Raw genomic sequence first — 17,344 nt, forward strand, 5'->3', positions numbered from 1 at the left:
CAGCGGTCCCCTCACCGGAACGCCTGGATTATTCACAAGATTTGCAACAGGGCAATTGGCCGGGCGGGAAAAATGTGCGAAGTTGCGAACATCTTTGCAAACGCAGCGCGCGGTTTGCCAAGATTGCGAATATGCACTTCGGCATAATCTTCGGGTGATAGGCGGGTCCATGCAGAAGCTCTTCCTCGGCTACAAGCTCCGCCGCCTGCGCGAGCAGCGCGGGCTGACCCAGGCGGCGCTGGCCAAGACGCTGGACCTGTCGCCGAGCTACCTGAACCAGATCGAGAACAACCAGCGCCCGCTGACCCTGCCGGTGCTGCTGAAGATCTCCGCCGTGTTCGAGGTGGACCTGTCCAATTTCGTGGAAGACGAGGACAGCCGTCTGGTCGCCGACCTGCGCGAGGCCCTGGCCGACCCGCTGTTCGCCGGGGCGCCGCTGACCAACGCCGAGCTGCGCAGCGCCGTCGGCTCCAGCCCGGAGCTGGCCCGCCGCGTGCTGAGCCTGCACCAGGCCTACCAGAAGCTTCACGAGCGGGTGCAGTCGCTGGCCGACAGCCTGTCGAACCAGGAACCGAGCGACGCCTTCGCCGGACCGCAGTTCCCCTACGAGGAGGTCCGCGACTATTTCCACTACTGCAACAACTACATCGGCCCGCTGGACGAGGCGGCGGAAAAACTGTGGGACACGGAGAAGATCCACTCCGGCGCCCTGCTGAACGAGCTGGCCGCCTATCTGAAGCGGCGGCACGACGTGCGGGTCAAGATCGTCGCCGACGACGGCGAGACGGCCATGCGCAGCTACGACGGCAGCACCGGCACGCTGCGCCTGTCCGCCTTGTTGAACGGCCCCAGCCGCGCCTTCCACATGGCCCACCAGATCGCCCTGCTGGGCTTCGGCGACGTGATCGAGGATCTCGTTGCCCAGGCGAAATTCTCCAGCGAGGACGCGCAGTCGATCTGCCGGGTCGGGCTTGCGAACTATTTCGCGGGGGCTCTGGTCCTGCCCTACCGCGCCTTCGCCGCCCAGGCCCGCGCGCTGCGCCACGACGTGGAACAGTTGCAGAGCCGCTTCGGCGCCAGCTTCGAGCAGGTCTGCCACCGGCTGTCCACCCTGCAGCGGCCAGGGGCGCGCGGCCTGCCCTTCTACTTCGTGCGGGTGGACATGGCCGGCAACATCACCAAGCGCCATTCGGCGACGCGCTTCCACTTCGCGCGCTTCGGCGGCGCCTGCCCGCTGTGGAACGTGCATGAGGCCTTCGCCCAGCCCGGCAAGATCCTGGTGCAGTTCGCCACCATGCCCGACCGCACCACTTACATCGGCATCGCCCGCACCGTGACCAAGCGCGGCGGCGCCTATCTGAAGCCGTCGCGCCAGTTCGCCGTCGGGCTCGGCTGCGAGGCGACCCACGCCGGGGAGATCGTCTACGCCGCGGGCATCGACACCTCGAACGAGGCCGCCGCGGTGCCCATCGGCGTGAACTGCCGCATCTGCGAGCGCACCGACTGCCAGCAGCGCGCCTTCCCACCCATCGGCAGCCAGCTGTCGGTGGATGAGCACCACCGCAGCTTCGTCCCCTACCTGTTCACCCAGGAGGGACGGACCGTGGAGAAGGCCTGAACGGTTGGCGAACCGCGATGGCCGCCCTATCATCCGCGGCGTCAACCGACGGGATCACGACATGACGAAGCCCACCGCCCGGCCCCTGCCCCAGAAGACCATCGGCGTCCTCGGCGGCATGAGCAACCAGGCCACCGCCGAATATTACCGCCTGCTGAACGACGGGCTGAACGCCCGCCTCGGCGGCTGGGACAACGGCGAGATCGTCATCGTCAGCGTCAATTTCGGCAACATCGAGCATTTCGTCCGCCAGAACGCCTGGGACGCCGCGCACCGCTACCTGTCCGGCAAGGTCGATGCGCTGGAGCGCGCCGGGGCCGACGTGGTCCTGTGCGTGTCGAACACCATGCACCGCGTGGTCGAGCCGATCATGGCGGAGCGCGCCACCCCCTTCATCCACATCGCCGACCCGACCGGTGCCGCGATGCGGGCCGCCGGCCTGTCGCGGGTCGCCCTGCTGGGCACCATGCCGACGATGCTCTCCGAGGATCTGCGCCGCCGCTACGAGGAGCGCTTCGGGGTGGAGATCATGGTGCCATCCGACGCCGACAAGGCGACGGTGGACCGCATCATCTTCGACGAGCTGGTGCGGCGCGATCTGCGTTCGGAGTCCAAGGCCCGCTATCTGGAGATCATCGACCGGCTGGCCGCCGAAGGGGCGCAGGGGGTGATCCTGGGCTGTACGGAGATCTTCCTGCTGGTCGATCAGGCTGACCGGCCGGATTTTCCCATGTTCAACACGACGGCGCTCCACGCCGCCGCCGCGGTGTCCTTCGCGCTGGGCGAATAGGAAGAAACCTTGCAGCGTCTCGGTTAACCTCTTGATCCGACACGGAGCCTGCTTACATACGCTCTCGTCCCCGACATCATTGATGGAAACTGGCTGGCTCTGAGCCACACGCTGGCCACACGTCGCTGCCCTGGTTTTGCGGCTGACCGGAGCGACGTGCGGAAGCCTTGCAGAGCAAAGGACCGATGCCGGGGCAAGGAGCAACTCATGAAGGAGCATGAACGTTCCGCCGAGCCTCTGACCCTCTATTTGCAGGATCTGCGGAAATACGATTACCTGTCCCCCGAAGACGAACAGGACCTTGCCCGCCGCTGGCGCGACGAAGGCGACGCCGGGGCGCTTGACAAGCTGGTGGGAAGCCATTTGCGCCTCGCGGTGAAGGTGGCGAAGGATCACCGACGCTACGGGTTGCCGCTTGCCGACCTTGTCGCCGAAGGCAACATGGGGCTCATGCACGCCGCTCGTAAGTTCGACCCTGACAAAGGCTATCGCTTCTCGACCTACGCGTTTTGGTGGATTCGCGCGGCCATTCAGGAGTACGTGCTGCACAACTGGTCCATGGTGAAAATTGGAAAGACCACGGCCCAGCGCACCCTGTTCTTCAACCTGCGCCGGATGAAAGCGCGGATGCGGGAACTGGACAACGGCGACCTGTCGCCGGAAGCGGCCAAAGCGATTGCCAGCGAGCTGGGGCTTCCGGAAAACGACGTCGTAGAGATGAATCGTCGCTTGTCCGTGGACCGTTCTCTGAACGCTCCGTTGAGTTCGGACGGCGAGACGGAGTGGCAGGACCTCCTGGCCGACGAGCGGGCAAACCAAGAGGTGCATCTGGCCGAGTTGGAGGAGCGAAACCGGCAACGGCAGCTCATCAAACTCGGTCTTCAGAAGCTGAACGACCGGGATCGCCAGATATTGATCGCCCGGCGCTTGCTCGACACACCGGTCCCGGCCGATGAACTGAGCCGGCGTTTCAACCTGTCGCGCCAGCGCATTGGACAGATCGAAGCCAAGGCATTCAAAACAGTGCAAAAGGCTATTGTTGCGAACCGCGCCGAGCGGCGTCTCAACGCGTCGCCGAACGAGAAAAGGGTTCCGCTCCGGGTCGGTGGACCCCATCGCCGGGAATCCGCCGGCGGCCGATGAGGCGTCCGAATGGGAGGGCGTCCGGGGGAGGTGACGGACAGGGGCGACCGGCGGATCGACAAAGAGCCGGTCGTTCCACGCCCCGATCATCCCGCCTGTACGTCGGCACGGAGTAAGCACCTCGCGAAATGGCAACGCGCCTTTGGAATCTCGTGAAGGCGGGGCTCGTTGGCCTTGTACGGCGTCGGACTCACAGCTTCAGCCTGGCCGTTTTGTCCTTTCCCCTTTCAAACGCCGTCAGCCGCCTTTCGGCATCATCATCGGGGTGGAAGTGAACCGCGCCATACGCCGCTCACGTGGTCGTGTCGGCATCATGAATTGTTGGCTTCGGCGGTGAGGCTGGACCGGGAGCACAACCGGGAAATATCCGGCTGATCGACAGATTTCCGCAATAAATAAGGCGGAATTCTAATAAAACCGTATACAAATGCGGAATTTTGCCCGCTAACCTTGCCTGTGGGACAAGCGCATCAGACGCACCCATAATCAAAGAACAGGGGGCCATTTCATGATTTCTTCAATCAAAAAAATCAGCTTTACGCTTGCCATGACATTGTTGTGCGGAACGTATGTTTCTTCCGCGCAGGCCGAGCCGGTCTCCATCGGCGCAGTGATTCCTCTGTCCGGCGCCAGCGCCACCATCGGCGCCGACCAGCTCCGCGGCATCGAGATCGCGACGGAGGAGGTGAACGCCAAGGGCGGCGTGCTCGGCCAGCCGCTGAAGGTGATCGTGGAGGACTCCGGCGGGCGCCCGCCCTCCGCGCTCGACGCCGCGCGCAAGCTGGTGACGGTCAACAACGTGCCGCTGGTGATCGGCGAATATTCGTCGGGCAACACCCTGCCCATCGGCCAGTATCTGGTGCAGCAAAAGCGCATCCACCTGAACCCGGCCAGCACCAGCGGCCTGCTGCGCGACCTGGGGGAGGGGCATTTCAGCTTGGTCGGCCTCGACCATGTGACCACGAAGTTCGCCGCCGACGACATCATGGCCCAGGGCTGGCGCAAGGCGGTCATCATCGCCCCCAACAACGCCTTCGGCCAGGGCGTGATCGAACAGTTCACCAAGCATTTCAAGGCGGCAGGCGGTCAGGTGCTGGCCTCCATCGCCTATCCGGAAGGGCAGACCACCTACCGGCGCGAACTCCAACAGCTCGCCCAGGCCAAGCCGGACGTGTTCGTCTACTCCGCCTACAGCCGCGAGGGCGCCGTCATCAACCGCGAGGCGTCGGAGCTGGGTCTGAACGAGACGCCCTGGTACGGCTATCTGCTGTCCATGTCGACCGCCGACAGCGACCCGAAGACCAAGCAGGGCCAGTACGGGCTCGAGGTCAACTACATCGGCCCGAACGGCGGCGCCTACCAGGACGCCTACAAGAAGAAGTACGGCGAGGATTTCCGCACGACCTGGAACGGCTACACCTACGACGCCGTGAAGATCGCCGCCGCCGCCATCAACAAGGCGGGCAGCACCGACCCGGCCGCCATCGGCGCGGCGCTGAAGGAGCTGGGCAAGGGCTATGAAGGCGCCACCGGCCAGATCACCTTCGACGCGAACCGGATGCGCGACAGCCAGCCCTATCTGAAGATGAAGGTGGACAACGGCAAGCTCGTGCTCCGCTGAGCGCGCCGGGGCCGGGCGCCGCGGCGTCCGGCCCCCGACCGGATCGCACGAGGGGTCTTCTCACGATGGTACAATTCTTTTCCGACGTCCTCATCCGGACCGTCGATCTCGCCCTCATTGCGGTGGGGCTGAGCTGCGTCTACTCCCTCATCCGCTTCCCCAACATCGCGCTCGTCCAATACGCGGTCGCCGGGTCCTTCCTGGCGCTGCTGCTGCAAGGCGCCGGGCTGCCTCTGCCGGTGGCCGGGCTGCTCGCCTGCCTGCTGGTCGGCGGCCTCGCCGTGCTGCTGAACGTGACGGTGTTCGAACGGCTGCTCGCCTCCGGCTCGGCCATCGCCATGGTCGGATCGCTGGCCGTCACGATGATCCTGTCGGCGGTCTTTCTGGTGGTCTTCGGGCCGGACTCCCGTCGTTTCGACCTGGACAGCCACCCGGTCATCCGCGTCCTGGACGCCCGGCTGACGGTCCACCAGCTCACCGCCGTCGGACTGACCGCCGGCGCCGTGATCGTTCTGGCGCTGCTGCTGTTCCGCACCACGCTGGGCCGCTCCATGCGGGCGACGGCGACCAACCGGGTGCTGGCCGCCGCCACCGGGATCGACGCGCGCCTCATCACCAACACGGTGGTCTTCCTCAGTGGCGTCCTGGCCGCGCTGGGCGGCATCGGGCTGGCGCTGAAGGGCGAGATGAACATCCAGCTCGGCATGGACGTGCTGCTGCCGGTCTTCGCCGCGGCCATCCTGGGGGGCCTCGGCAACGCGCTGGGCGCGGTGGCCGGGGCGGTCATCATCGCCACGGCGGAGACGCTGGTCACCAACGTCAACCTCGGCCCGCTGGTGGGAGAGCCGCTTCTGTTCCTGCCAGCCAGCTACGCCACGGCGATGTCCTTCCTGATCCTGGTCGCCGCCCTGCTGGTCCGCCCGCACGGCCTGTTCGTCAACGAGGTGAAGCGTGTTTGAGTTCCTGATCCACGTCTCCACCATGGCCTGCCTGTTCGGGCTGCTGGCGCTCAGCCTCAACCTCCAGGTCGGCTTCGCCGGTCTGGTGAATTTCGGCCACATCGCCCTGTTCGGCTGCGGCACCTACGGTGCGGCCATCGCCTTCGCCAACCAGTGGGGCCCGGTGGCCGGGCTGCTGCTGGGCGGTGCTGCGGCGGCGCTGCTCGCGCTCGCCTTCGCGCGGTTGGGGCGCAATCTGGGCGCGGACTATTGGGGCATCGCCACCCTGTCCATCGCCGAGATCCTGCGAACCTTCGCCACCAACGAGCAGTGGCTGACCGGCGGCGCGCAGGGCATCCACGGGCTGCCGATGCTGTTCGGTTCCCTGCCGGCGCCCTGGGGGCCGCTGGCCACGCTCGGGCTGTGCGCCGTTCTGCTGGCGGTCTGCTGGGCGCTGTGCCAGCGCCTCGTCAACGGGCGTTACGGGCTGGCGTTGAAGCTGCTGCGGGAGGAGCCTCAGTTGGCCTCCTCGCTCGGCTACGACCTCGCGGCGCTGCGCCGCACGCCGCTCGTCATCAGCGGGCTGATCGCCGCCGTCGCCGGCTTTCTGTTCGCCCATTACACCACCTTCGTCGGGCCTGACCAGCTCTACAGCGCCGAGACCTTCCTGATCTGGTCCATGCTGATCGTCGGCGGGCTGGGCAACAATCTGGGGGCGGTGGCCGGAGCCTTCCTCATGCAGTTCCTGCTGGCCTACGTGCCCTTCGTTAAGGACGCGCTGGGCCTGCCGTCGGAGTTCGTGGCCGCGATGCGGCTGACCCTGGTCGGCGGCGGTCTGCTTGCATTCCTCCTCTGGCGCACCCAGGGCCTGATCCCCGAGCGCATCGGAGGGCGCCATGCTTGAGACGATCCTGTCCACCGAATCCATCCGGAAATCCTTCGGCGCCCATTGCGTGCTGGACGGCGTGTCGCTGTCGGTCCGCAAGGGGGAGATCGTCGGGCTGCTCGGCCCCAACGGCTCGGGCAAGAGCACGCTGCTGAACATCCTCTCGGGCTTCACGCCCAGCGACGGTGGCGCGGTCAACGTGGACGGCCACGACGTGACCGGCCTCCCGCCTCACGCCATCGCCCGGCTGGGACTGGTGAGGACCTTCCAGTTGCCGTCGATGCCGCACCGCATGACCGTGCGCGAGGTGCTCCAGGCCGGCTGCCGGCGCGAGGCGGGCCTGGGCGGCGCGCTGCGGCGCTGGCGCTACGACGCGGAGGTGGCGCGGCTGCTTGACCAGTTCCTGCTGACCCGCGTGCAGGACCAGCCGGCCAGCGCCCTGTCCGGCGGGCAGAAGAAGCTGCTGTCCATCGCCACGGCGCTGCGCAGCCGGCCCAAGCTGCTGTGCCTGGACGAGCCGACGGCGGGCGTCCACCCCAACCTGCGCAGCCGCATGGTGGAGCTGCTGAAAGAGGTCAACGCCCAGGGCGTCACCATCCTGGTCGTCGAGCACGACATGGAATTCATCCGCGAGCTGTGCGGCCGTTGCGTCGTCCTGGACCGTGGCGCGCTGATCGCCGATTGCGCCCCGCGGGAGCTGGTGGAGAACCCGCGGGTGGTCGAGGCCTATCTCGGCAAGGCCGTGGAGAAGGGGAAACTGACGGCATGATCGACGTATCCAACGTGAGGGCCGGCTATGGCGACGGCGCCGACATCCTGAACGGCATCTCCCTCCACGCCGCGGGCGGCGAGATCGTCACCATCCTGGGGCCGAACGGCTGCGGCAAGTCCACGCTGCTGAAATGCATCGCCGGTTTCCTGGCCCCGCGCGCCGGCACCGTCGCCATCGACGGCGAGGACGTCGGCGCGGTGCCGGTCCACCGCAAGGTGCGCGGCTACGGCGTCGGCTTCGTGCCGCAGACGGACAACGTCTTCGCGACGCTGAGCGTGTCGGAGAACATCCGCCTGGGCGCCCGCCACCTGCCGCGGGCGGAGCGGGAGGGCCGCTTCGACGCGCTGATGCGCCAGTACCCGACCCTGGCCGCCAAGCAGAACCGCAAGGCGTCGGCCCTGTCGGGCGGCGAGCGGCAGATCCTGTCGCTGGTGCGGGCGCTGATCGCCGGGCCGAAGATCCTGCTGCTGGACGAGCCCTCGGCGGGGCTGTCGCCGCTGATGATGCACGAGGTGTTCGACGCCATCGCGGGAATCCGCGACGACACCGGCATGTGCATCGTCATGGTCGAGCAGAACGCCTTCGAGGCGCTGGGCATCGCCGACCGCGCCTATGTGCTGACTCTCGGCACTGTGGCGATGGAGGGCCGCGCCCGCGATCTGCTGGCCGACCCGTCGATGCGGGAGCTGTATCTGGGCGGCAGCGTCGCCGGCTGACGAAACGGGAAGGGCGCGCCGTGGCCGCTAAAGCGGATTGTGATCCGCTTTTGGACCGTGACCGCGGTCCCGGCCGCCCCTGCGGCCGTAGCCCGGCCGGCAAGTGAGGCCATTTGAATCTAAAGCGAACGGAGGTTCGCTTTAGAGCGGCAGCGGCGCGTCGTTCTTGACCTCCTCCATCACCGCGTAGGTGCGGGTTTCCCGGACGCCGGGCAGGGGCAGCAGAACGTCGCCCAGGAAGCGCCGGTAGGCGGCCATGTCGGCCACGCGGGTCTTCACCAGATAATCGAAGCCGCCGGCTACCATGTGGCATTCCAGCACTTCCGGCGCGCGGCGGATGGCCTGGGCGAAGCGGTCGAACACGTCGGGCGTGGTCTTGTCCAGCAGCACCTCGACGAAGACGAGGAGTCCGAAGCCCAGCCTCTGGGGCGCCAGACGAGCGCCGAATCCCTCGATGTAGCCGTCCTTCTGCAGGCGCTTCAGCCGCTCGCCGGTCGTGGTGGGCGACAGGCCGATGCGCTCCGCCAGTTCGACCGCGGCGATCCGCCCTTCGACCTGCAGGACCGACAGAATGCGGCGGTCGATCTTGTCAATGTCCGACATGCTCAGTTTCCCGATACACCATGACGTATATTATATCGTATACCATCAAGGGTGAAGGGCATTCTGCGGCTGCCACGGCAAACGTCCGGGAGGGATGCGGCGGGTGCCGCTCCCTTCCGGACATTCTCGCCTAGGCACGGTTCAGGGGAACAGGCCGCGGGTCTTCTTGGCGTCGCGGACCTTGGACACGCCGATGGCCATGGCGGCGACGCGGGTGGACACGCGCTCACGTGCGGCGCGTTCGGTGACCTGATGGAACACGCGGTCGAGATGGCCGTACAGCCGCCCGATCACTTCGTCCCGGCCCCAGAAGAACTGCTGGAGATCCTGCACCCACTCGAAATAGCTGACGATCACGCCGCCCGAATTGCACAGGATGTCGGGGATGACGAACAGGTCGTCGCCGCGCTCGGCCAGGATGCGGTCGGCTTCCGGGGTGGTCGGGCCGTTGGCGCCTTCGGCCAGGATGCGGCAGCGCAGGCGGGCGGCGTTCTTCTCGGTGATGACGCGCTCCATGGCCGCCGGCACCAGCACGTCGCAGGGCTGGAGCAGCAGCTCCTCCGGGTCGATGGCCAGTTCGGTGGAATAGCCGGCGAGCACGCCGTGGGTGGCGACGTGGCGCAGCAGATCCGGAATGTCCAGCCCCCGCGGGTCGAAATAGGCGGCCGTGTGGTCGCTGACGCCGAGGACGCGCACCCCTCGGGCGTGAAGCTCCTCCGCCGCGACGCCGCCGACGTTGCCGAAGCCCTGCACAATGGCCGTCGCCTGCGCCGCCCGCATGCCCAGCCGCTCCATGGCACTGCCGACCAGATGCACGACGCCCAGGCCGGTGGCCTCGCGCCTCCCCTCGGTGCCCCCGGTGGCGACCGGCTTGCCGGTGACGATCTCGGTCACCGTGCGGCCCTGATACATGGAATAGGTGTCCATGAACCAGGCCATGACCTGCTCGTTCGTGCCCATGTCGGGCGCCATCACGTCGGTGTGGGAACCGACGAAGGGAATCATCTCCTGCATGTAGCGGCGGGACAGCGCCTCCAGCTCCCGCCGCGACAGCGAGGCGGGATCGACCGTGACGCCGCCCTTGGCGCCGCCGTAGGGGAGCCCGGCCAGAGCGCATTTCCAGCTCATCCATACGGCCAGCGCCGCGACCTCGCCGATGTCCACGCTGGTGGAGAAGCGGGTGCCCCCCTTGGTCGGCCCGAGCGACAGGTGGTGCTGCACCCGATAGCCCTGGAAGACCGCCACCGACCCGTCGTCGCGGTGGATTGGGCAGGAGACGGTGATCGCCCGCTTCGGGTAGAGCAGCCGGTCGCGCTCGTCCTCCGGCAGGCAGAGATGGTCCGCAATGGCCGTGAACTGCTGACGGCACATGTCGAAGACAGGTCCGGTGTAGATGGTCACGCTGTTTCCCTTGGTCTGTATTTCGCCGTTGTGGGAGAAATTCTTGTTTTTTCTTGGCGCTTTCGGCATCGCCAGACTATGGGGAGGTTGAGCGCAGTTCCATAAGCGTTTTCGGAACTCTCCCTGATTAAGCGCGGTGCTGACGGAGAGTCGCCGATGAAACAACGGCGGTGCCGGGAATGGACCGGTGCATATGCTCGACCGGCGGAGGCGTCCGTGCCGGCGGTGCTCTCTGACCGGGTGGACGCCGCCGCCGGAGCGTTTGCCAAACCCGTGGTCTTTATGCTTCAAGGATGGGCAATGCAGCGTGTCCCAGGCGGCGCTGCGCGGGGTCACAGGTGCGGGATCACAGGGGAACGGAACTCATGAGCAAGCGGAACGGCACGGACTTCCTGGCCGCCGACGTGCACGCCCGGCTCCGGGCGAAGATCCTGACCTTCGAGATCAAGCCCGGCACCCGTCTGGTGGAGGACGAGATTTCGACCTCCATGAATGTCGGCCGCACCCCGGTGCGCGAGGCCCTGCTGCGCCTTCAGGGCGAGGGGCTGGTCAGCCGCGAGAAGGGCTGGGTGGTGGAAAGCACCGACCCGTCCAACATGGACGCCATCTTTGAAAGCCGCATCGCCATCGAAGGCTACGCCACGCGGCTCGCCGCCACACGCGTGACCGACGCGGACATCACCGAACTGGCCGCCCTGGTGGACGAGATGGCCCGGTTCGAGCAGATGAACCGCGCCCAGTTGAACCAGCTCAACCGGGCTTTCCACCGCCGCATCATCGAAATGGCCGGCAATCCCTTCTTCCTGGATATGCACGAGAAGACGCTGTTCTATTATTGGAACATGCGGCTTCCCGTCATCTTCACGAAGGACCAGACCCAGGACGCGAACGACCAGCACAAGGTCATTCTGAGTGCGCTCGCGGATCACCGCGCGGACGCCGCCGAGGAGGCCGCGCGGGAGCATGTCCGGACCACCTACCGGATCGTCAAGGACGCCCTGGAAGGCTTTTGAACCGTCGTCTCAGGGCGCCGTCTTGCGGATCTCCAGAACGATGCCGGCCTCCGCACGCGTGTCGAAATAGCAGAAGCCCGACCCGTCGGCGCGGCGCCCGCGGGCGATCACCCCCATGCCCAGACGGCGGCCCTCCGCCTCCGCGGCGTCGCGGTCCGGGACCTCGAAGCCCAGGTGGTAGACGCCCTCGCCCTGCGCGTCGAGAAAGCGGCGCTGCGGGGAATCCAACTCTCCCGGATCGCACAGTTGGATCTGCACATTGGCGAGGTCGGCGCATTTGTAGCGCATGGCTTTGGACGCGGCCTCGTTGGGAACCTCGAACTCCACGTAGGGGCCGCTCTTGGGATAGTCGTACCAGGGTCCGACGCCAAGAGATTCATAGTAGGCGACGGCCTTGTCCAGGTCGCGCACGACGATGCAGACATGGTGCAGCGTGTCGAAGATGGTCGTCATGGGGCGTCGTGGCTCCTCGTTTGTGTGAGTGGTCATCTGCGGTCATGTGTTCGGAAGTCGGGAAGCGCGAGCGTCGAGCCCGGCGCTTCGGAAGCGTCGGGGATGGACGGCGGCCAGCAGCCCGCCCGCCAGGATCAACGCGGAACCGGCGAAGGCCATGGCGTCCGGCAATTCGGCGAAAGCCGCGTAGCCGAGGATCACCGCCCAGACGACCTGCGCGTAGGAGAAGGGCGCCAACTGCCACGCCGGATAGCTGCGGTAGGCGAGCACGATCAGGAAATGTGCGCCGGTCCAGGTCGCCGCCATGCCGGCGGCGGCGATCGTCTGCGCGCCGTCCAGCGGCGAGAAAACGAAGGGCACCGCCAAGCTCGCCGCGGCGAAGCCCACGGCGACCGACCAGACCAGCGTCGTCACGGAGGAGTCCGAGCCGCCGATCCGCCGCGTGCAGATCATGCCCGCCGCCCAGCCCAAGGAGGACAGGATGGGCAGAGCCACCGCGGGCGACAGCGTGCCGAAGCCGGGCCGCACCACCACCGCCACCCCGGCCAACCCGATGGCCACCGCCGTCCAGTGGGCGCGCGACACCCGGTCGCCGAAGATCAGCGCCGACAGCGCGGTCAGGAAGAAAGGCGACATGAAGACCAGCATCGTCGCCTCGGCCAGCCCGAGGGTGCGGAACGCGGCGATCAGCAGCGTCGTCGAGACGAGCAGGCAGAGTCCGCGCAAGATCTGAAGGCGGGGCTTGGCGCTGCGCAGCACGGCGGGTCGCGCAGCCACCACCGGCGCCAGCAGCAGCACGGCACCCAGGCAGCGCAGCCACGCGATCTCGATGGCGTGCACCGACTGCGCAAGCTGCTTCGCGAAAACGTCGGACAGCGTGAACAGCAGCATCGAAACGACGATCAGCGCGATGCCCCGGGCGAGGGGCAGAGGATGATTCTGGTGCACGTCCCGGCACTCGGTTTGCTGTGATTTGGAGGGCATTGACTTTGCCCCCACCCCGGCCCCCCCCCCGCTATCGCAGGGGAGGGAGATTATCGCGAAGCGGCGGCAGTCCCCTCCCCTGCGATAGCGGGGGAGGGTTTAGGGTGGGAGCTCGTAAGTGCCTAGGTCAGCTTCGCCTTCGCCCGAAAGGAGAGCGTCCCGCCGATGCAGGTCATCTCGACCAGCCACCGCTTCGCCGGGATGGCGGTGCCGCGGGCAGTGGTGTAGCCGTCGACGGCGAGCTGCCATTCCGTGCCGCCTTGGGGCGTCAGGGTGCCGGCGGTGAAGACGCCGTCGCTGAACACCACCATGCAGGGAGGCGGCTTGACCGACGGGGCCGCCGACAGCCGTCCGTCGCGGACCGTGCCGCGCGCGCCGACATAAAGGTGCGTGCCGCCCGCTTCCAGGGTGATGGTCATCCGTCCAGCGCATCCCGGACGATCCGGTGGGTCGTCTCGACATGCTCGCGCGCGTGCCGTTCCGCGGCGTCCGGGTCGCAGGCCTCCAGCGCGTCAATGATCCGCTTGTGCTGCTCGTTCGCCACAACCGCCTGTTCGCGGGTAAAGAGGACGGGCAGGCGCATGTTCCAGTAATGGAACTGCGTGCGCTCGTGCATCTCCACGAAGAAGGGATTGCCGGACAGCCCGACGATCCGCTCGTGGAATCGCCGGTTGAGCAGGTTGAGCTGGGCGCGGCCCATCGCTTCGAACCCGTCCATCTCCTCGGCCAGCGCCCGCAGCTCCCGGATGTCCGCAGGGGTGGCGCGCAGCGCGGCGACGTGGGTGGCGTAGCCTTCGATGGCGACGCGGCTTGCGAAGACATGGTCGATGGATGCCGCGTCGGTGCTTTCCACCACCCAGCCCTTCTCGCGGCTGACCAGCCCCTCGCCCTGAAGGCGCAGCAGGGCCTCGCGCACCGGGGTGCGGCCGACATTCATGGAGGCCGAAATCTCGTCCTCCACCAGACGGGTGCCGGGCATAATCTCGAAGGTCAGGATCTTCGACCGGAGCCAACCATGCACGTTGGCCGCCAGCAGGTCGCTGCCGACCCGTTTGCGGGAGCGGTCGTTTGGCAGGCGTTCGATGCCGTCGGGCATGGTCATCCCTCCCTTCAGCCCGCGTGGCGGGCGACGAATTGGCGGCTGCGCTCGTGCCGGGGCGCACTGAAGAAGCTGCGGGCGGGCACGTCCTCCACCACCTCCCCCTGCACCATGAAGATGACGCGGTCGGCGAATTCCTTGGCGATGGCCATTTCGTGCGTCGCGATCAGCATGGTGTAGCCCTGCTCCGCCAGATTCCGGATGGTCAGGATCACCTCCTGCGACAATTCCGGGTCGAGTGCGCTGGTCGGCTCGTCCAGCAGCATGACGCTGGGCGACAGGGCCAGGGCGCGGGCGATGGCGACGCGTTGCTGCTGCCCGCCCGACAGTTCGGACGGGTAGCGGTTCGCCTTGTCGGGCAGGCCGACCTTCGCCAGCAACTCGCGCGCCAGCGCCTCGGCCTGGGGTTTTGACATGCGCAGCACATGGACCGGGCCGCTCATCACGTTGTCGAGCACGGTCATGTGGCGGAACAGGTTGAAGCTCTGGAACACCATGCCGATGGAGCGGCGCTGGGCGCTGATCTCCTTGTCGGACATCTCGTGCAGGGTGTCGCCGACCTCGCGGTAGCCGATGAGCTGGCCGTGCACGTAGATGCGGCCCGCGCTGATCGTCTCCAGATGGTTGATGCAGCGCAGCAGGGTGGATTTCCCGGCTCCGGACGGGCCGAGAAGGGTGACCACCTCTCCCGGCGCGATGGAAACCGAAACGTTCTTCAGGATCTCGACCGAACCGTAGGATTTCGAGACGGAGTCGAGAACCACGGCCGCGGCCTTGACGGGTGTGTCCATAGGGACCTCTGGGGGGCTTACCGCTGGGGGAAGGTCTTTTCGAGCGCGGTCTGAACGGCGGTGGCGAAGGCGGTCATCACCAGATACCAAAAGGCCGCCACGGCCAGCAGCTCAACCACCATAAAATTGGACGAGTAGATGTCCGTGGTGATGCGCAGCAACTCCAGGAAGCCGATCGCCGAGGCCAGCGAGGTGGACTTCAGCAGCATGATGTACTGGTTGCCGCCCGCCGGGATGATGATGCGCCCGGCCTGCGGGATGACGATGTGGCGCAGCACCTGATACTCGGTCATGCCGATGGCGCGGGCCGCGGCGCGCTGCCCCTTGTCCACCGCCAGGATGCCGGCGCGGATGATCTCCGCCATGTAGGCGCCTTCGGCGAGGGCGAGGCCGGCGAGCGCCGCCACGAAGGGCGTGACCACCGCCGTGGTCGGCGCGTCCACCACCACGACGTCGGTGAAGGGAACCGCCAGATAAACGCGCTGGAACATGGTCGGCAGCGCGTTGAACCAGAACAGGAGCTGGATCAGCATCGGCGTGCCGCGGAAGAAATACACGTAGGTCGCCGACAGGGCGGCGAGGATCGGGTTGCCGCTGACCCTCATCAGGGCGACGACCAGACCGATGACGCTGGCCACCACCAGCGCCAGCGTGCCGAGGATCAGGGCGTTGCGCGCGCCGATCAGCACCTGCTCGCTGGTCAGGTAGGAGAGGAACACCTCCACATTCATGATCTTCGCGCGGACACCCGCGCTGATCAGCATGAACACAGCCAGGAGAACGATCGCGCTGAGGAGCCAGGCTCCCCAACGCCACCGGTGCTTGACGCGGACAGACCGTGGTTCGGCCATGGCGCAGCTCGCAGCCACTGTCACTTCCTCTTGCTGGCGGGCAGGTTGATGGTGATCTCCGGCAGCGCGCCACCCTCGATCTCCCATTTGGAGAGGATGGCCTTGTAGGTGCCGTCGGCCAGCATGCTCTGCGTCGCCTTCTGGACCGCATCCTTCAACGTGGAGTTCTTCGGAAAGCCCCAGGACGTGACATAGGGGGTCAGAATGTGGTTGCCGCCGGCGATGGCGTATTTGCCGGGCATCTGGCTCTTCATGTAGACCAGCGCCGGGAAGTCGCCCAGATAGCCGTCCACGCGCCCGAGGTCGAGCTGCATGCGGGCGTCCGGGGCGGCGGGAAGCTGGTTGGCGGTGATCGGCTGCTTGCCGCCGGACACGCAGGTCTCCGACGCTTTTTCCACCGCGGCCATGATGACGCGGCTGCCCAGCAGGGTGGCGACCGACTTGCCGCAGAAATCGGCGATGGTCGTGTACTTCTCGGCGTCCGCCGCCCGCACCAGGATGCTGCCGCCGGACATCATGTAATTGACGAAGTCGACCTTCTGCTCGCGCTCCTCGGTGTCGCTGATGCCGCCCGACGCGACGTCGAAGCGGCCCGCCTCCAGGCCGGGGATCAGCGCCGCATACTCGCCGTGCACGAAGGTGATGGAGAGGCCCAGGCGCTTGCCGATCTCGTTGAGCAGATCGACAGAAACACCCACCGGCTCCGTCTTGCCGTCCTGGCGGAACTCCACCGGAGGGAACGTCTGCTGGGAGCCGACGCGCAGGGTGCCGGCGTCGCGGATCGGCTTCGGGACCAGGCTGGCGGCTTCGGGTTTGGTGGGGGCCGCACCGCCTTGAGCGTGGGCGGCCGTGTGCAGCGACATCGAGAACACGCAGGCGGCCAAGGCCGCGAAGACGGCGGGCTTGGCATCACGGGATAGGCGCATTGCAGAAGTCTCCTGGTTCCGAAAGCGGTGAGAACGTGAGGTGCTGCACACGGCGCGGGGTTGCGGTCCCGCCCCGGATCGTGGTTCGGCGGCGCCCGCCCCGGGTGTCAAGCGCGGAGCGGGCGCGGCACCTCACCGCGTCTCGGCGGAGCGCCCGGGAATGGCCGACGGATTCGGACGATCGGCGCGCGGGCAAGGCCCCGCCTCTTCATACATGGCCAGAACGGAGCGGACGTAATCGTCCGGGAAGCCCCAATGCTTCATGCCGGCGGGAATGTGGTCCCAGTAGAAATTCGGCGGACGCATCGCCACGCCCGGCGTGATCAGGCGGTAGGTCCAGCAGTCGTAGACCTTGCCGTCGTCGCCACGCGCCGAGACGAAGCAGCGCTCGAAGTCGTCATAATCCTCTTCGAAATGGTGCTCGGGATGCTCGACGACGATGCCCAGCACGTTGTTGCCCCAGGCACGCCCCGTGTTGGACAGGTGGCACCAGCCGCGGTCGGTGCGCGTGCCGGCGGCGTGAAACTCCAGCTTGTGATTCGCGACGTGGCCCTTGGTGATCACCTTGGCGTCCGGGAAGTACCGGTGAAGCTCCGGCGGATTCAGCCACGTGCAATATCCGAAGTAGTACATCTCGACCTCAATTTGGGTGGTACGGAGTGGGCTGGTCGATCCGTTCTCCGATCGCCGCATTCCGTATATGTTACGATATACGGAAACGGATACGATGGCAACGCGG

At 66.7% G+C, this 17,344-nt stretch carries 19 protein-coding genes; 9 read left to right on the top strand and 10 right to left on the bottom strand.

Annotated features, from left to right (window positions below; translation table 11 throughout):
• The first annotated feature begins 169 nt into the window (after nt 1–169).
• From H0B54_RS26575 to H0B54_RS26610, 8 genes are all read left to right on the top strand, one after another.
• On the top strand, nt 170–1,618 hold the full coding sequence (locus H0B54_RS26575) for a helix-turn-helix domain-containing protein (protein WP_188262823.1): 1,449 nt from the start codon (nt 170–172) through the stop codon (nt 1,616–1,618).
• Nucleotides 1,619–1,679: 61 nt separating this feature from the next.
• Entirely contained in the window at nt 1,680–2,408 is a 729-nt protein-coding gene (locus H0B54_RS26580) for an aspartate/glutamate racemase family protein (RefSeq protein WP_188262824.1), read from the top strand.
• 207 nt (nt 2,409–2,615) lie between these two features.
• Nucleotides 2,616–3,551 (top strand): RNA polymerase factor sigma-32, encoded by a 936-nt coding sequence (locus tag H0B54_RS26585; RefSeq protein ID WP_188262825.1) that lies wholly within the window; start codon nt 2,616–2,618, stop codon nt 3,549–3,551.
• Between the two features lie 547 nt (nt 3,552–4,098).
• Nucleotides 4,099–5,172: an ABC transporter substrate-binding protein gene (locus tag H0B54_RS26590; protein ID WP_281390124.1), complete on the top strand. Its 1,074-nt coding sequence runs from the start codon at nt 4,099–4,101 to the stop codon at nt 5,170–5,172.
• Between the two features lie 65 nt (nt 5,173–5,237).
• Nucleotides 5,238–6,131, top strand: coding sequence for a branched-chain amino acid ABC transporter permease (locus H0B54_RS26595; RefSeq protein WP_188262826.1), 894 nt, complete (start codon nt 5,238–5,240; stop codon nt 6,129–6,131).
• Nucleotides 6,124–7,014, top strand: coding sequence for an ABC transporter permease subunit (locus tag H0B54_RS26600; RefSeq protein ID WP_188262827.1), 891 nt, complete (start codon nt 6,124–6,126; stop codon nt 7,012–7,014). Before H0B54_RS26595 ends, H0B54_RS26600 begins: the two co-directional genes overlap by 8 nt.
• Nucleotides 7,007–7,765 carry an ABC transporter ATP-binding protein gene (locus H0B54_RS26605; RefSeq protein ID WP_188262828.1) on the top strand — a complete coding sequence of 253 codons (759 nt, stop codon included), beginning with the start codon at nt 7,007–7,009 and terminating at the stop codon, nt 7,763–7,765. Before H0B54_RS26600 ends, H0B54_RS26605 begins: the two co-directional genes overlap by 8 nt.
• Nucleotides 7,762–8,484: an ABC transporter ATP-binding protein gene (locus H0B54_RS26610; protein WP_188262829.1), complete on the top strand. Its 723-nt coding sequence runs from the start codon at nt 7,762–7,764 to the stop codon at nt 8,482–8,484. Before H0B54_RS26605 ends, H0B54_RS26610 begins: the two co-directional genes overlap by 4 nt.
• A 141-nt stretch (nt 8,485–8,625) precedes the next feature.
• Here H0B54_RS26610 and H0B54_RS26615 read toward each other — a convergent pair whose 3' ends face one another.
• Both H0B54_RS26615 and H0B54_RS26620 read right to left on the bottom strand, forming a co-directional pair.
• The gene (locus tag H0B54_RS26615; protein ID WP_094305433.1) at nt 8,626–9,087 is read right to left on the bottom strand and encodes an Lrp/AsnC ligand binding domain-containing protein; all 462 of its coding nucleotides are present in this window, start codon (nt 9,085–9,087) and stop codon (nt 8,626–8,628) included.
• A gap of 141 nt (nt 9,088–9,228) precedes the next feature.
• The gene (locus H0B54_RS26620; RefSeq protein WP_188262830.1) at nt 9,229–10,488 is read right to left on the bottom strand and encodes a Glu/Leu/Phe/Val dehydrogenase dimerization domain-containing protein; all 1,260 of its coding nucleotides are present in this window, start codon (nt 10,486–10,488) and stop codon (nt 9,229–9,231) included.
• A 365-nt stretch (nt 10,489–10,853) separates the two neighbouring features.
• On the opposite strand from H0B54_RS26620, the gene H0B54_RS26625 reads away from it, so the two are divergent.
• Entirely contained in the window at nt 10,854–11,501 is a 648-nt protein-coding gene (locus H0B54_RS26625; RefSeq protein ID WP_188262831.1) for a GntR family transcriptional regulator, read from the top strand.
• Between the two features lie 9 nt (nt 11,502–11,510).
• On the opposite strand, the gene H0B54_RS26630 is transcribed toward H0B54_RS26625, so the two are convergent.
• The 8 genes from H0B54_RS26630 to H0B54_RS26665 all read right to left on the bottom strand — a co-directional run bounded on the left by H0B54_RS26630 (nt 11,511) and on the right by H0B54_RS26665 (nt 17,238).
• Nucleotides 11,511–11,954: a VOC family protein gene (locus H0B54_RS26630; protein WP_188262832.1), complete on the bottom strand. Its 444-nt coding sequence runs from the start codon at nt 11,952–11,954 to the stop codon at nt 11,511–11,513.
• 42 nt (nt 11,955–11,996) lie between these two features.
• Complete coding sequence (locus H0B54_RS26635) at nt 11,997–12,902, bottom strand: EamA family transporter (RefSeq protein ID WP_188262833.1); 906 nt, start codon at nt 12,900–12,902, stop codon at nt 11,997–11,999.
• Nucleotides 12,903–13,060: 158 nt separating this feature from the next.
• Nucleotides 13,061–13,357: a hypothetical protein gene (locus tag H0B54_RS26640; protein ID WP_188262834.1), complete on the bottom strand. Its 297-nt coding sequence runs from the start codon at nt 13,355–13,357 to the stop codon at nt 13,061–13,063.
• Entirely contained in the window at nt 13,354–14,034 is a 681-nt protein-coding gene (locus H0B54_RS26645) for a GntR family transcriptional regulator (RefSeq protein WP_211109576.1), read from the bottom strand. Before H0B54_RS26645 ends, H0B54_RS26640 begins: the two co-directional genes overlap by 4 nt.
• Before the next feature lie 14 nt (nt 14,035–14,048).
• Nucleotides 14,049–14,828 carry an amino acid ABC transporter ATP-binding protein gene (locus H0B54_RS26650; RefSeq protein ID WP_188262836.1) on the bottom strand — a complete coding sequence of 260 codons (780 nt, stop codon included), beginning with the start codon at nt 14,826–14,828 and terminating at the stop codon, nt 14,049–14,051.
• A gap of 17 nt (nt 14,829–14,845) precedes the next feature.
• The gene (locus tag H0B54_RS26655) at nt 14,846–15,592 is read right to left on the bottom strand and encodes an amino acid ABC transporter permease (RefSeq protein WP_211109577.1); all 747 of its coding nucleotides are present in this window, start codon (nt 15,590–15,592) and stop codon (nt 14,846–14,848) included.
• 107 nt (nt 15,593–15,699) lie between these two features.
• A complete protein-coding gene (locus H0B54_RS26660) occupies nt 15,700–16,605 on the bottom strand; it encodes an ABC transporter substrate-binding protein (RefSeq protein WP_211109578.1) in 906 nt (301 codons plus the stop codon).
• Between the two features lie 132 nt (nt 16,606–16,737).
• A complete protein-coding gene (locus H0B54_RS26665) occupies nt 16,738–17,238 on the bottom strand; it encodes a gamma-glutamylcyclotransferase family protein (protein ID WP_188262838.1) in 501 nt (166 codons plus the stop codon).
• Nucleotides 17,239–17,344: the final 106 nt, after the last annotated feature.

The sequence above is a fragment of the Azospirillum tabaci genome (assembly GCF_014596085.1).
Classification (GTDB): domain Bacteria; phylum Pseudomonadota; class Alphaproteobacteria; order Azospirillales; family Azospirillaceae; genus Azospirillum; species Azospirillum tabaci.